Here is a 12,837-nt window from a genome sequence, read left to right on the forward strand (position 1 = left end):
GGTCAACCGTCTTTCAGTCGTTAAAGTCCATGCCCATGCGCAGGCACCAGTCTCTGAGCGGCGCAAGTTCCGGATGCGAAAGCGCTGCGGCGAGATAGCGGAACGTCCGCGGCGTATGCTTCATATAACCGGGTTTGCCATCCCGTTCCATCAGCCTGACCCAGATACCGGCAAGCTTGCAGTTGCGTTGCGCCGACATGATGGAGAAGGCCTTGAGAAAAGCAGCCTCATCGAAAGAAGGCGTGTGTCGCCTGCTCTCGAGATAATGCGAAAGCAGGCGTGCCTGCAATCCGGGCTCGATTGTAACCCGGGCATCCTGAACAATGGAAGCGAGATCATAGGCGGTCGGGCCAATCATCGCGTCCTGAAAATCGATCAGGCCGACCTGTCGTATGCCGGCGTTCTGCTGTTGCCAGAGGATATTTGGCGAATGGAAGTCGCGCAGCAGCAGCCCGTTTTCGCAATCTGCAAGCGAGTCGATCAGAGCGTCCCAGATGGCGTAATATTCCTGCTTCTCGCCATCGGACAGTGGCCTGCCGCGCTTATAGGGCAGATACCATTCCACCAGCAGCGAGACCTCGATCTTCATCGCCTGCCGGTCAAAGGGTGGAACCTCATAGGTGCTGCCATCACCCACGGGCAGGGGACCGGGTTGTGACGCTTGATGAAGTGCCGCCAGAAAGTCAACGCTTTCCAGATAGCGCTCCTCGATTGGGGCGCCATCGGCGGCTAACACTCCATCTCGCCCCAGATCCTGCAACAGGAGAATGCCTTGGTCGATGTCCGCCGTGATGATCTCCGGCGCGCAAAAGCCGCGATTCCGCAGATAGTTACCGATCGCCACGAAGGAGCGGGCATCCTGGGCGAGGTGGGCAATCTCCGCATAGGTCTTGCCGTCGGCGACGATGGCGCCTTTCAAGGGGCGGCGCCAATCCATCAGGATAAGGTCCGGGCCATCGTTGGAGATGGTCTCATAGGCACGGGTGGAAGCATCGCCGCTCAGAAAGCGGCGGACCGCGTCACCTCTGCCATTTCTAGCGAGGAATTCCCGGATGGCAAAAACCCGCTCAAGCCGCGCTTTCGGTTTTGCCGGAGCCTCGATGGAGGCGATCCGCCCTTCACCGGAATGCGTCAACGTCAGGGTTACGGTCTGGCCGGGTGGCAGAATCTCTCCTGCTATATCCGGCCATTCGATCAGGCAGATGCCATCCTCCAGCATCTCATCGATGCCGAGCTCATCCAGTTCGGAAACATCCGAAAGCCGGTAGAGGTCGAGATGGGCGACCGGAATGCGGGTGGCATAGGTTTGGATGATGGTGAAGGTGGGGCTCGGAACCTCAAGATCCGGCTCGTCTGCCATCGCCCGGATGAAGGCGCGGGCAAGCGTCGATTTACCGGCGCCAAGGTCGCCGACCAACGCCAGACAATCGCCGGGCTTCAGCGCCAGCGCGAGGTCTTCACCGAGCCTGATGGTGTCCTTTTCCCCCGCAAGAGGAATGGTGATCGGCAAGACATTTTCGCTCATTCTGCGGCAATGGAATGCGGACGCGTGGCGGAAGGAATGCGGCAGGTGACGGTGGTGCCGTTGCCGGGCCGGCTGTCTATGCTAACCGTTCCGTGGTGGAGACTGACGAAACTTTCGACAATGGAAAGGCCAAGCCCGGCGCCGGTTCGCCGGCCGCCATTGCCGCGGGTCGAAAACCGATCGAAGACCGTTTTCAGCATGTCTTCCGGGATGCCCGGTCCCTTGTCCGCCACAGAGAATATGAAGTCACCTTCGCTGCGCTGGCAGGAAAGCGTAACTGAAGACCCTTCCGGCGCGAAATTGATCGCATTGGTCAGGAGCTTGATGAGGATCTGCTTCAGGCGCTGGTGGTCTGCCACGAGGCTGCCGAGATGAGCCGGGGCGACGATCTGAAGTGAAATGCCGCTTTCCTGCAGCCGGTCCGCGATCTGCACCGAAACATCTTCGAGCAATTCGTTCAGGTCATTATCCGAATAATTGAGTTGCATGATGCCGGCATCGACGGTCGCAAGATCGAGAATATCATTGACGATCGTCAGAAGGACCGAGGAGGATGTGGAAATATGGTCGAGATATTCCGCCTGCCGCTCCGTCAATTCCCCAAGGCCCGGGGTCTTCAGGAGATCGGTGAAGCCGATAATGTTTGTCAGCGGCGAACGCAGCTCATAGGAAACATGCTGCACAAAATCATTCTTCAGCTCATCTGCCTTGAGAAGAGCGTCGTTCTTTTCCATAAGGGCGCGCTCAGCCCGTACGCTGTCCGTCATGTTGACAAAGGTCAGCATGGTCTGCGCATCCGGCAACGGAATGATCGCATAATCGAGGACGAGGCCGGAAAGCAGTTCCAGTGTGCCTTGCCGGGATGGCCGCTCATCATCGAAACTGGTGATGAACTGGCTGAAGGCGCGCCAGCCGTCCGGCCCGTCGTAGGATGGTGCGCAGGCGGTTTCGATGGCGCGGATGTGCGTTCCGGTTTCGGCCTGTTCGGCAGTCACACCCCACAGCGCCCGGAATGCCGGGTTCGACAGGCGAATACGACCGTCCGCACCGAACACGGCGACCCCCTCGGCCAGATGGTCGATGGTTTCGCCCTGCACTTTCACCAATGTGTTGTAGCGCATTTGCAGATCGACCTGCTCGGTCAGGTTTTCGAAAACCCAGGTTGCGCCACCCTGCGGATGGGCCGTCGCAATCACCCGCAGTGTCTGGCCGTTGGGCAGGTGCCAGAGATCGGTCTTGGTATCGAGCGAACGGTATACGGAGAGCGCCATCTCCTTCCAGTTCTTCCAGTTGAGCTGCTCGGGCAATTTGCCGGCGGTGCGCAACCTGTCGAGAAGCTCTGAATTGTCAGGCCCGGATTCGAGGAACACGAGGTCGAGGCCCCACAGAGTCGCAAAAGCCTGATTATAGAATTGCAGCCGCTGCCGGCCGTCGAAAATGGCGACGGGCGTTGCCAGATGATCCAGCGTTTCGGCGTGGCTCTTCAGAACCCGCTTCAGTTCCTCGCTGATGGTTTCGGCCTCGGTGGCATCGATGGCGATACCGGCAGACCCGCCCGCCGTTTTGATGTCGACGACATCGAAGAAGCTGCGATTACCCGCAACCACCGTGGAAATACGGTCGTGATAGGGCGATTCCGGGGTCGCGGCCGCGCGTATCTTCTGCCGGGTAACCGTGTTCAGAAGTTCTCGTTTCTCCTGAATGGCCTGTTCCGCATTCCGCGCATCCACTGCCTGCGCATAGGCATGGTTCACCCAGATTAGTTCGCCTTCGCCATTGCGACGCCAGACGGGCTGCTCGATGGAATCGAGAAGTTCCTGGAAAGTCGAGACGGAAGCGATCAGCCGTTCACGCTCCACCTGCAGTTCGGCGAGCTCCGCACGCAGATTGTTGAGGGCGATGAAGCGTGCAAAGGCATTGCCGCCGGAAACCCGGCCCTGAACCTCGATAACTTCGCCGCGATGCGTTTCGATGGTGAGATCGAAACTCTGTGCGTGGCTACGAAGTTTTTCAATGGATTTCTCAAGCTGACTGGCGGATGCCGGTTTCAGCCAGCGGCCAAAGGCCAGAAAATCCTGGTCCGCCTGCGGCACGCCTGTCTCGGCCGGCAGCTGCCCCAGAAATTCCGGACGATTTTCTGCGCCATCCCAGATGACGATGCGGCGGCTCTTGTCGGAAATCAGCGCCTCGTATTTGGCGATCTTGTGGTGAGACTGGGCAAGCGCCTGGCGAAATTCGCTGCTCTCCGCCTCTATATTGCCGCGCTGGCGCACCAGCCAGACGACTGAAAACAGCGTCGCGGAAAGCATACCCACGAAAAGCGAATAGGTTATGGTTTCACCTGATGAAAACAGCCGAGCGCCGGCTTTGGCCGCAAGTCCATCCTGCGCCAGCACCACGGTGGCTGAACCGGCCAAAAACGTGCCGGAAAGCAGGAAGGGAAGCCGTGAAAAGCCGGTCCGGATCGCACGGATTGCCAGCCGGCAACGTGCCAGAGCATTTCCAGGAAAAGTGAACACCGGGTTTCCGTCCGCAGATGCGCCAAAACGCACCAGAGTCTGTGCGCTCAATGCCACGCCCGCTTGCGTGTTTTCAACGCGTTGAACTGTCTGCTCGCGCAGATCCGAATTTTGAACCGACATCCCCGGTCTGTCTCCGTCCTATGTGCCGCATCTTCGACAAGACATCCCATTTCGTCTGCACCGCCCTGTGGTGCGTCCGAATCAAGTCTGATGACAATACCGCCTTCATAAATCTGCGAAAAGGGAGCGCGCAAAAAAGATGCCGCGCGCTTTGTCAAGCGCGCGGCATCTAGATATTGTGTAATTTCAGTGGATATTAACTATGAAATTAATATCTGTAGTGGTCTGCCTTGAACGGGCCCTGCTTCGAGACGCCGATATAATCTGCCTGAACGTCGGAAAGTTCAGTCAGGCGCACACCAAGCTTCTCGAGATGGAGGCGTGCGACCTTCTCGTCGAGGTGCTTCGGCAGCACGTAAACGTCGTTCTTGTATTCGCCCTGCTTGGTGAAGAGTTCGATCTGGCCCAAAACCTGGTTGGTGAAGGAGGCCGACATGACGAAGGAGGGGTGACCGGTGGCGTTGCCTAGGTTCAGAAGACGGCCTTCGGACAGCAGGATGATGCGGTTGCCCTTCGGGAACTCGATCATGTCGACCTGCGGCTTGATGTTCGTCCACTTCAGGTTACGCAGCGATGCGACCTGAATCTCGTTGTCGAAGTGGCCGATATTGCCGACGATCGCCATGTCCTTCATCTCGCGCATGTGCTCGATGCGGATGACGTCCTTGTTGCCCGTCGTGGTGATGAAGATATCGGCGGAGGAAACAACGTCCTCCAGGCGAACGACTTCGAAACCGTCCATGGCAGCCTGCAGTGCGCAGATCGGGTCGATTTCGGTCACCTTCACGCGGGCGCCGGCGCCCTGCAGCGAAGCGGCCGAACCCTTGCCAACATCGCCGTATCCGCACACCACGGCAACCTTGCCGGCCATCATCACGTCGGTTGCGCGGCGAATGCCGTCAACCAGCGATTCTTTGCAACCGTATTTGTTGTCGAACTTGGACTTGGTGACGCTGTCATTGACGTTGATCGCCGGGAAAGGCAGCAGGCCCTTCTTGCTGAGGTCGTAGAGGCGGTGCACGCCGGTCGTCGTTTCTTCGGTGACACCCTTCAACGCGTCGCGCTGCTTGGTGAACCAGCCGGGCGAAGCCTTGAGGCGCTTGTTGATCTGCGCGAAGAGAATTTCTTCTTCTTCGGAGCCGGGATTGGAGAGCACGTCTTCGCCCGCTTCCGCGCGAGCGCCAAGCAGGATGTACATGGTGGCATCGCCGCCATCGTCGAGGATCATGTTGGAGAGACCGCCATCGGTCCACTGGAAGATCTTGTCGGTATATTCCCAATATTCCGTCAGGCTCTCACCCTTGACGGCAAAGACCGGAATGCCGGCTGCCGCAATGGCCGCTGCAGCATGGTCCTGTGTCGAGAAGATGTTGCAGGAGGCCCAGCGAATGTCTGCACCGAGTTCCTTCAGCGTCTCGATGAGAACGCCGGTCTGGATCGTCATGTGAAGCGAACCGGAAATGCGGGCGCCCTTCAGCGGCTTGCTTTCACCGAACTCCTTGCGGCAGGACATCAGGCCCGGCATTTCGGTTTCGGCGATGTCCAGTTCCTTGCGGCCGAATGCGGCAAGGTTGATATCGGCGACGATGTAGTCCTTCTCAAGGCTCATGAGATTCTCCAGATCAGAAGCGCCGCACATTGCGGCCCGGCTTTTTACGTAGCAGCGGTTTAGCAGGCCACGAACGATCTGGCAATAATGATATAAAGAAGTCTTTATGTCTTTATATGGCTCAGGCTTCTTCGCCGAACCGGTCGGCGACCAGGGCCTCAAGTGCGGCGAGCGCCTCTTCGGCCTGATTGCCGCTCGCCTCGACATAGACACTGCATCCGGGGCTGGCCGCCAGCATCATGAGACCCATGATCGAGGTGCCGCCGACGGTCATGCCGTCTTTCGAAACCGTAATGGTCGCGTCGAAGCCTTCAACCATCTGCACGAATTTCGCTGATGCCCGGGCATGGAGACCGCGTTTGTTGATGATCGGTAGTTCCCGGGAGAGTGGCGACATGGGCTGACTTCTTATTTGCCGCTTAAAACGCGGCTGGCGACGTTGATATATTTGCGGCCGGCATCGGATGCGTCCTGAAGGGCCTTGTCCATATTGTCTTCGCTGCGAACGCCGGCAAGTTTGATCAGCATCGGCAGGTTAACCCCGGCGATGACTTCGACATTGCCGTTATTCATGACCGAAATCGCAAGATTGGAAGGCGTGCCGCCAAACATGTCCGTCAGGATGATGACGCCATTGCCGTCATTGGCGCGCGCGACAGCGTCGATGATATCCTGCCGGCGCTGATCCATGTCGTCTTCGGGACCGATACAGACCGTCTCGATCAATTTCTGGGGACCGACGACATGCTCCAACGCATGACGAAACTCCTCAGCCAGCTTGCCATGGGTGACAAGCACTAGTCCGATCATGAAATGCTCCCTTGCACACGCACTCTCATTGCCGACTATCGCAACGCGGCAATCCTGTCCATCGGTGGGATTTCATCTTGATGAGGAAAATGCGAATCGCAAGCCTAAAATCGCCCGAATCATCGTCACTTCACATTCGTTTTGAAAAGATTCTGAGCAAGTGCAGCAAATTTTCCATAGGGCGTGAGACTTGAAAGCGGAATACGCAGAAGCGGAAGATGCCCGCCGCACGGCAGCGATAACATCTCGTCATCTTCGGGAAGTCTTGGATTTTCGGGTGAAACAACTGTCGTGACGGCGAAATGTAGCGGCGCGCGCGCAATGCTTTTAAGTGAAACAATGCCGCTGCCGCGTAATTCCAACAGGCCGGCGATGGCTTCCGGCCGTTCGGCGATGATGGTCTCGCCATCGCGATACACGAAAATCTGATCGTCCGCGATCAATGCGGCCGGCAATCCGCACCGTTCCGCCTCCGTCAGGAAGCTGAAGGCGAGTTCGCTTTTGCCGCTGCCCGACGGCCCCGTGAATAGGATGCCGGTGTTTTGAACAACGATCGCGGTTGCGTGCAGGTTGAAGCGTTCAGCGTTCATGGGTTTCAGCCGCCGGCAGCGACAGGGTGAAGCGCGCGCCTGATATCACGCCATATTTGTCGACGACGTTCTCTGCCCGCAGGCTGCCGCCATGGGCTTCCGCGATCTGGCGGCTGATGGAAAGGCCAAGGCCGGAGTTCTGTCCGAAACCTTCGCTCGCCGGCCGGTCGGTGTAGAAACGCTCAAAAATCCGGTCGATATCTTCGGCCTGAATGCCGGGCCCGTTGTCCTCTACCTGCACGATGCAACGATCCTTGTGACGGGAGAGGCGTACCGTGATGCGGCCGCTTTCTTCGGCAACGAAGGAGCGCGCATTCTCGATGAGGTTGGTGACGATCTGGCCGATACGCAGATCGTGGCCGTTCACCACGAAGGAGGTCTTTGCGCCCGCTTTCCGGTCGACAACATAGTCGATCGTCACGCTTTTCTTCTTGGTGCTTATCTGGCGGGATATATCCACCAGACCCTTCATCAGCACATCAAGATCGAGCGGCGCGGCGTCGGCGCGCGCCAGTTCGGCATCGAGCCGCGACGCATCCGAAATGTCGCTGATCAGGCGGTCGAGGCGGCGCACATCGTGGAAGATGATCTCGGTCAGGCGCTGTTTGGACTCTTCGGTCTTGGCGCGCGGCAGGGTTTCCACGGCGCTGCGCAGCGAGGTCAGCGGGTTCTTGAGCTCATGGCTGACATCGGCGGCGAAACTTTCGATCGCATCGATACGGTCGTAAAGCGCCGTCGTCATTTCACGCAGCGCAATAGAGAGGTTGCCGATCTCATCCTGGCGCGCCGAGAAATCCGGTATTTCCTCACGGGTTCTCGCCCCGCGGCGCACGCGGATCGCGGCCGCCGACAGCCGCCGCAGCGGCGTGGCGATGGTGGAGGAGAGGAGCAGCGACAGCACGATGTTGACCAGCGTGGCGATGCCAAAGACGCGCATGATGGCGAGGCGCTCGGCATGCACGATCTTGTCGATATCGCCCGCTTGTGTCGAAAGCAGCAGAACGCCGAGCACGGCCCGGAAGCGCTGTACCGGTACGGCCACGGAAACAATCAGCTCACCCTTTTCCGTGACACGCACGACCGCGCCGCGCACGCCGGTCAGCGCGTTCATCACTTCCGGATAGATAGAGCCATCGCCGCCAGGCGCTTCCTTGTATTGCGGCAGGCTGCTCGGCTGCAGCATGCGGTTGAACATGCTGGTGAACCAGTCGCCCCAGGTCTGCGTCTCGGGCGTTACTGGCGGCAGGTCGAAGCGCAGCACCTGACCGCGCGAATAAAGATGTCGGGAATCGAGCAGCAGATTGGCATCGGCATCGAACAGCCGCGCGCGGGTGCGCGTTGGCGAAATCAGCCGCCGTAGCACCGGCGCCACGCGTTCCGGATTGATGGGGAAACTCAGGTCCTCATCATTGGGGGCAGGGGTTATGCTCTGTCCCGCCTGCAATTCGAGCAGCTTTTCCGGGTTGATGGTGATTGAGTTGGTATCGACAGAGGCGGAAGCGGAAACCGCGCCGGCTATGATTTCGCCCTGCGTCAGCAGGCTTTCCACGCGCGCATCGATCAGCCCCTCGCGGAACTGGTTGAGATAGAGAATGCCGCCGACTAGAACCACCGTCGCGGCGACGTTGAAGAACAGGATGCGGCGCGTGAGGCTGGAAAACACCGCATTGCCGAAAATGCGCCGGATGATCGTCAGCGGATGGATACGATGGCGGCGTTCGCTGCCGCGTTCTTCGGCATCGTCACTGTCCGAGACGGTTTCCGGCGTTTTTTTCAACACGTATTCAAGTCCTTACCACCCCATACCGGGCGGTCCCTTCTGCGTGAGTCGGCTCGTTCAAGCCGCTTCGCGGAAGCGATATCCTACGCCATAAAGCGTTTCAATCATATCGAAGTCGCCATCGACCAGTTTGAACTTCTTGCGAAGACGCTTGATGTGGCTGTCGATGGTGCGGTCGTCCACATAGACCTGCTCGTCATAGGCGGCATCCATCAGCGCGTCGCGGCTTTTCACGACACCTGGACGTTGTGCCAGCGAATGCAGGATGAGGAATTCGGTCACCGTCAGTGTTACCGGTTCGCCCTTCCAGGTGCAGGTGTGGCGTTCCTGATCCATGGCGAGCTGCCCGCGCTCCAGTGTGCGCGCCTGTTGGTCTGCCGTCGGCTTCAGAACGTTGCCGGTTGCGGCGGATGCTTCGCGGCTGCTGGCGCGGCGCAGGATGGCTTTGACGCGTTCCACCAGAAGGCGTTGCGAGAACGGCTTGGTGATGAAGTCGTCCGCGCCCATCTTCAGGCCGAACAATTCGTCGATCTCTTCATCCTTCGAGGTGAGGAAGATAACCGGCAGATCCGACTTCTGGCGAAGGCGCCGCAAAAGCTCCATGCCATCCATGCGGGGCATCTTAATATCGAAAATGGCGAGCTGCGGCGGACGGGCGATCAACCCGTCAAGCGCGGAAGCGCCGTCCGTATACGTTTCGACCCGGTAGCCTTCGGCTTCGAGCGCGATCGATACCGAAGTGAGAATATTCCGGTCATCGTCGACAAGCGCGATCGTCTGCATGTAGTTGGTCTCCATCGTCATTTTCTCGTAACTCCCGACATTCACCCAGCCAGGTTGTGCGCCGCGAGCCACTCTCTTGAGTATAAAGGTGGAACAAATTGTGGCAAAGGAAAACTCACCCCAAAATCGCAAGGGTAGGACGAAGAGATTTCGTAGAGACGCCGCAGCTGAATTTTAATGCGTCTTCAACCGATTTAAAAAGAAATAAAATCTTTTAAATCGATTAATATATTGAAATTACTAAGTTTTTTAAACTTCGGCTCTTGCGTTTCCAAGAGGTGCCACGTATTTTCCGTGAAAATTTCAACGGCCTTATCGTCATTAACAAGGAACGCGTCATGACCGAGATTGGGGTTCATAATCCTGCCAACGGAGTTGCAGAACTCGGACTGGGCAAGGCTTCCCGCGTCTTTTATAACCTCAATGAGAGCGAACTATACGAAGAGGCAATCCGCAACGGCGAGGCCGAGCTGACCATCGACGGTGCGCTGCGCGCCGTCACCGGCCAGCACACGGGCCGTTCTCCGAAGGACAAATTCGTTGTGCGCGACGCGTCCACCGAGAACACCATCTGGTGGGACAACAACAAGCCGCTGTCGCCGGAAAACTTCGAGTTGTTGCGCCAGGACATGTTGGCCCATGCCGCCGGAAAGACGCTCTATGTTCAGGACCTGATCGGCGGCGCCGATGAGGAAAATGCGTTGCCGACACGCGTCGTCACCGAGCTCGCCTGGCATTCGCTGTTCATCCGCAATCTGCTGATCCGTCCGAAGCAGGAAAAATTGGCGGGCTTCAAGCAGAAGCTCACCATCATCAATCTGCCGAGCTTCAAGGCAGATCCGGCCCGTCATGGTGTCCGTTCGGAAACAGTCATCGCCTGCGACCTTACCAACGGCCTCGTTCTCATCGGCGGCACGTCCTATGCCGGTGAAAACAAGAAGTCGGTCTTCACGGTGCTGAACTACCTGCTGCCAGCCAAGGGTGTCATGCCCATGCATTGCTCGGCTAATGTCGGTCCGCAGGGTGATTCTGCCGTTTTCTTCGGCCTCTCCGGCACCGGCAAGACCACGCTGTCGGCTGATCCGTCGCGCACGCTGATCGGCGATGACGAACATGGCTGGGGCGAACACGGCATCTTCAATTTCGAAGGCGGCTGCTATGCCAAGGCGATCAAGCTTTCGGCCGAGGCCGAGCCGGAAATCTACGCCGCGACCCGCCGTTTCGGCACGGTTCTTGAGAACGTCGTGCTGGACGAAAACCGCGTTCCTGATTTCAACGACAATTCGCTGACGGAAAACACCCGCAGCGCCTATCCGCTGCACTTCATTCCGAATGCATCGGAGACGGGCATTGCCGGCCACCCGAAGACGATCATCATGCTGACGGCTGACGCCTTCGGCGTGCTGCCGCCGATTGCCCGGCTGACACCGGAGCAGGCCATGTACCACTTCCTCTCCGGTTACACCGCCAAGGTCGCCGGTACGGAAAAGGGCGTGACCGAGCCGGAAGCGACATTCTCCACCTGCTTTGGCGCCCCCTTCATGCCGCGCCATCCGGCCGAATATGGCAACCTGCTGCGTGAGCTGATCGGCAAGCACGGTGTGGATTGCTGGCTGGTCAATACCGGCTGGACCGGCGGCGCTTACGGCATCGGCAAGCGTATGCCCATCAAGGCCACCCGCGCGCTTCTGACCGCCGCTCTCACTGGGGATCTGAAGAACGCACAGTTCCGCACCGATGCGAATTTCGGCTTCGCCGTCCCTCAGTCGCTTGAAGGTGTTGACAGCGCGATCCTCGATCCGCGTTCCACCTGGGCCGATGGCGCAGCTTATGACGCGCAAGCCAAGAAGCTGGTGTCGATGTTCGTCACGAACTTCACCAAGTTCGAAGACCACGTCGACAGCAAGGTTCGTGACGCAGCGCCGGGCCTTTTGCTCGCGGCAGAATGAATAAGCCTCGTTTATGAGGAGGAGGGGAACCCGGCCCAAGTGCCGGGTTTCTTTTTGCCGGGTTCTTTCGTTTTGTCCTTGTTTTCATTTTTCACGATCTGTGGCATCACCGGCGCGGAGAGAAAACATGGCCAGCGACCCGCTTTACATCAATAACCGCATCACCATTGCCGGCTGGGAGCTGACGGAGCAATTCGTGCTGGCCGGCGGGCCGGGCGGCCAGAACGTCAACAAGGTTTCGACAGCGGTTCAGCTATTTTTCGACATTGCGAATTCACCCTCCCTTCCGGAAAGGGTGAAGGTCAATGCGTTGCGGCTCGGTGGCAGGCGCGTATCAAAAGAAGGCGTGCTGATGATCGAAGCGAGCCGGTTTCGCAGCCAGGAGCGCAATCGTGAGGATGCGCGCGAGCGCCTGAAGGAACTGATCCTCGAAGCCGCCGCCCCCCCGCCGCCGGTGCGCAAGGCTACCAAACCCACCAAGGGCTCCGTCGAGCGCCGCCTCAAGGCGAAGTCCGGTCGCTCCGATATCAAGAAGATGCGCGGCAAACCTTCGGGCGAATAAGCGACGATCAGACGACGAATCTTTCGCCCTTGTCATGGAGCTTCAAATATCGTCTGGTAAGCCTCCATACAACCAAGGAGGGTGCTATGGGTCTGTTCAATTTCATCAAGGAAGCGGGAAAGAAGCTTGGTATCGGCGGCGACGACGCGCCGGATGTCGACGCGGTCAAGAAGGAACTCGCTTCCCACGATCTCGGCACCGACAAGGTTCAGGTCGAGGTGGTGGATGACAAGGTTGTCCTGAAGGGCGAAGTGGACGATCAATCGATTTTCGAAAAGGCGGTCATCGCGGTCGGCAATACGCTCGGCATTTCCAAGGTCGAGGCCGGCGAGTTGAAAGTGGCCGAAGCGCCGGCAAAAGAACCGGTCTTCTTCTATACGGTCAAAAAGGGTGACAATCTCTGGAAGATTGCGGAAGCGCAATATGGCAAGGCCAATGGCGCGAAGAACAACATCATCTTCGAAGCCAACAAGCCGATGCTGACGCACCCCGACAAGATTTATCCCGGCCAGGTTCTGCGCATTCCAGACCTTGCCTGATAACGCCTTGTAACCGCTGCGACGGAGATGCCGCCTTCGCGGCATCTT

General features: G+C 58.4%; 11 protein-coding genes. 3 read left to right on the forward strand and 8 right to left on the reverse strand.

Annotated features, from left to right (window positions below; genetic code table 11):
- Positions 1 to 13 precede the first annotated feature (13 nt).
- The 8 genes from tsaE to chvI form a co-directional block, all read right to left on the reverse strand.
- A complete protein-coding gene (gene tsaE, locus DOU54_RS09690; RefSeq protein ID WP_113381969.1) occupies positions 14 to 1,525 on the reverse strand; it encodes a tRNA (adenosine(37)-N6)-threonylcarbamoyltransferase complex ATPase subunit type 1 TsaE in 1,512 nt (503 codons plus the stop codon).
- Entirely contained in the window at positions 1,522 to 4,167 is a 2,646-nt protein-coding gene (locus DOU54_RS09695; RefSeq protein WP_113381968.1) for a sensor histidine kinase, read from the reverse strand. Before DOU54_RS09695 ends, tsaE begins: the two co-directional genes overlap by 4 nt.
- A 208-nt stretch (positions 4,168 to 4,375) precedes the next feature.
- Entirely contained in the window at positions 4,376 to 5,776 is a 1,401-nt protein-coding gene (gene ahcY, locus DOU54_RS09705; protein WP_004444302.1) for an adenosylhomocysteinase, read from the reverse strand.
- A gap of 121 nt (positions 5,777 to 5,897) precedes the next feature.
- On the reverse strand, positions 5,898 to 6,173 hold the full coding sequence (locus DOU54_RS09710; RefSeq protein ID WP_004444304.1) for an HPr family phosphocarrier protein: 276 nt from the start codon (positions 6,171 to 6,173) through the stop codon (positions 5,898 to 5,900).
- 11 nt (positions 6,174 to 6,184) lie between these two features.
- Positions 6,185 to 6,586: a PTS sugar transporter subunit IIA gene (locus tag DOU54_RS09715; protein WP_003505374.1), complete on the reverse strand. Its 402-nt coding sequence runs from the start codon at positions 6,584 to 6,586 to the stop codon at positions 6,185 to 6,187.
- 125 nt (positions 6,587 to 6,711) lie between these two features.
- The gene (locus tag DOU54_RS09720) at positions 6,712 to 7,176 is read right to left on the reverse strand and encodes an HPr kinase/phosphorylase (protein ID WP_004444313.1); all 465 of its coding nucleotides are present in this window, start codon (positions 7,174 to 7,176) and stop codon (positions 6,712 to 6,714) included.
- Entirely contained in the window at positions 7,166 to 8,956 is a 1,791-nt protein-coding gene (chvG, locus tag DOU54_RS09725; RefSeq protein ID WP_004444315.1) for a two-component system sensor histidine kinase ChvG, read from the reverse strand. Before chvG ends, DOU54_RS09720 begins: the two co-directional genes overlap by 11 nt.
- 57 nt (positions 8,957 to 9,013) lie before the next feature.
- A complete protein-coding gene (chvI, locus tag DOU54_RS09730; protein WP_006700117.1) occupies positions 9,014 to 9,739 on the reverse strand; it encodes a two-component system response regulator ChvI in 726 nt (241 codons plus the stop codon).
- A gap of 338 nt (positions 9,740 to 10,077) precedes the next feature.
- Between chvI and DOU54_RS09735 the strand changes: the two genes are divergently transcribed.
- The 3 genes from DOU54_RS09735 to lysM all read left to right on the forward strand — a co-directional run bounded on the left by DOU54_RS09735 (position 10,078) and on the right by lysM (position 12,789).
- The gene (locus DOU54_RS09735; RefSeq protein WP_035208087.1) at positions 10,078 to 11,688 is read left to right on the forward strand and encodes a phosphoenolpyruvate carboxykinase; all 1,611 of its coding nucleotides are present in this window, start codon (positions 10,078 to 10,080) and stop codon (positions 11,686 to 11,688) included.
- Positions 11,689 to 11,815: 127 nt separating this feature from the next.
- On the forward strand, positions 11,816 to 12,250 hold the full coding sequence (gene arfB, locus DOU54_RS09740; RefSeq protein WP_004444320.1) for an alternative ribosome rescue aminoacyl-tRNA hydrolase ArfB: 435 nt from the start codon (positions 11,816 to 11,818) through the stop codon (positions 12,248 to 12,250).
- 86 nt (positions 12,251 to 12,336) lie between these two features.
- Positions 12,337 to 12,789 carry a peptidoglycan-binding protein LysM gene (gene lysM / locus DOU54_RS09745; protein WP_113381967.1) on the forward strand — a complete coding sequence of 151 codons (453 nt, stop codon included), beginning with the start codon at positions 12,337 to 12,339 and terminating at the stop codon, positions 12,787 to 12,789.
- Positions 12,790 to 12,837 lie beyond the last annotated feature (48 nt).

The sequence above is a fragment of the Agrobacterium sp. MS2 genome, assembly GCF_003261015.1.
In the GTDB taxonomy this organism is placed as follows: domain Bacteria; phylum Pseudomonadota; class Alphaproteobacteria; order Rhizobiales; family Rhizobiaceae; genus Agrobacterium; species Agrobacterium pusense.

Bases quoted from the DNA above. Each gene is read 5' to 3' on its own strand.
- chvI (WP_006700117.1), bottom strand. From the start codon at position 9,739: ATGCAGACGATCGCGCTTGTCGACGATGACCGGAATATTCTCACTTCG.
- DOU54_RS09715 (WP_003505374.1), bottom strand. From the start codon at position 6,586: ATGATCGGACTAGTGCTTGTCACCCATGGCAAGCTGGCTGAGGAGTTT.
- ahcY (WP_004444302.1), bottom strand. From the start codon at position 5,776: ATGAGCCTTGAGAAGGACTACATCGTCGCCGATATCAACCTTGCCGCA.
- DOU54_RS09735 (WP_035208087.1), top strand. From the start codon at position 10,078: ATGACCGAGATTGGGGTTCATAATCCTGCCAACGGAGTTGCAGAACTC.
- DOU54_RS09695 (WP_113381968.1), bottom strand. From the start codon at position 4,167: ATGTCGGTTCAAAATTCGGATCTGCGCGAGCAGACAGTTCAACGCGTT.
- tsaE (WP_113381969.1), bottom strand. From the start codon at position 1,525: ATGAGCGAAAATGTCTTGCCGATCACCATTCCTCTTGCGGGGGAAAAG.
- DOU54_RS09720 (WP_004444313.1), bottom strand. From the start codon at position 7,176: ATGAACGCTGAACGCTTCAACCTGCACGCAACCGCGATCGTTGTTCAA.
- arfB (WP_004444320.1), top strand. From the start codon at position 11,816: ATGGCCAGCGACCCGCTTTACATCAATAACCGCATCACCATTGCCGGC.
- DOU54_RS09710 (WP_004444304.1), bottom strand. From the start codon at position 6,173: ATGTCGCCACTCTCCCGGGAACTACCGATCATCAACAAACGCGGTCTC.
- lysM (WP_113381967.1), top strand. From the start codon at position 12,337: ATGGGTCTGTTCAATTTCATCAAGGAAGCGGGAAAGAAGCTTGGTATC.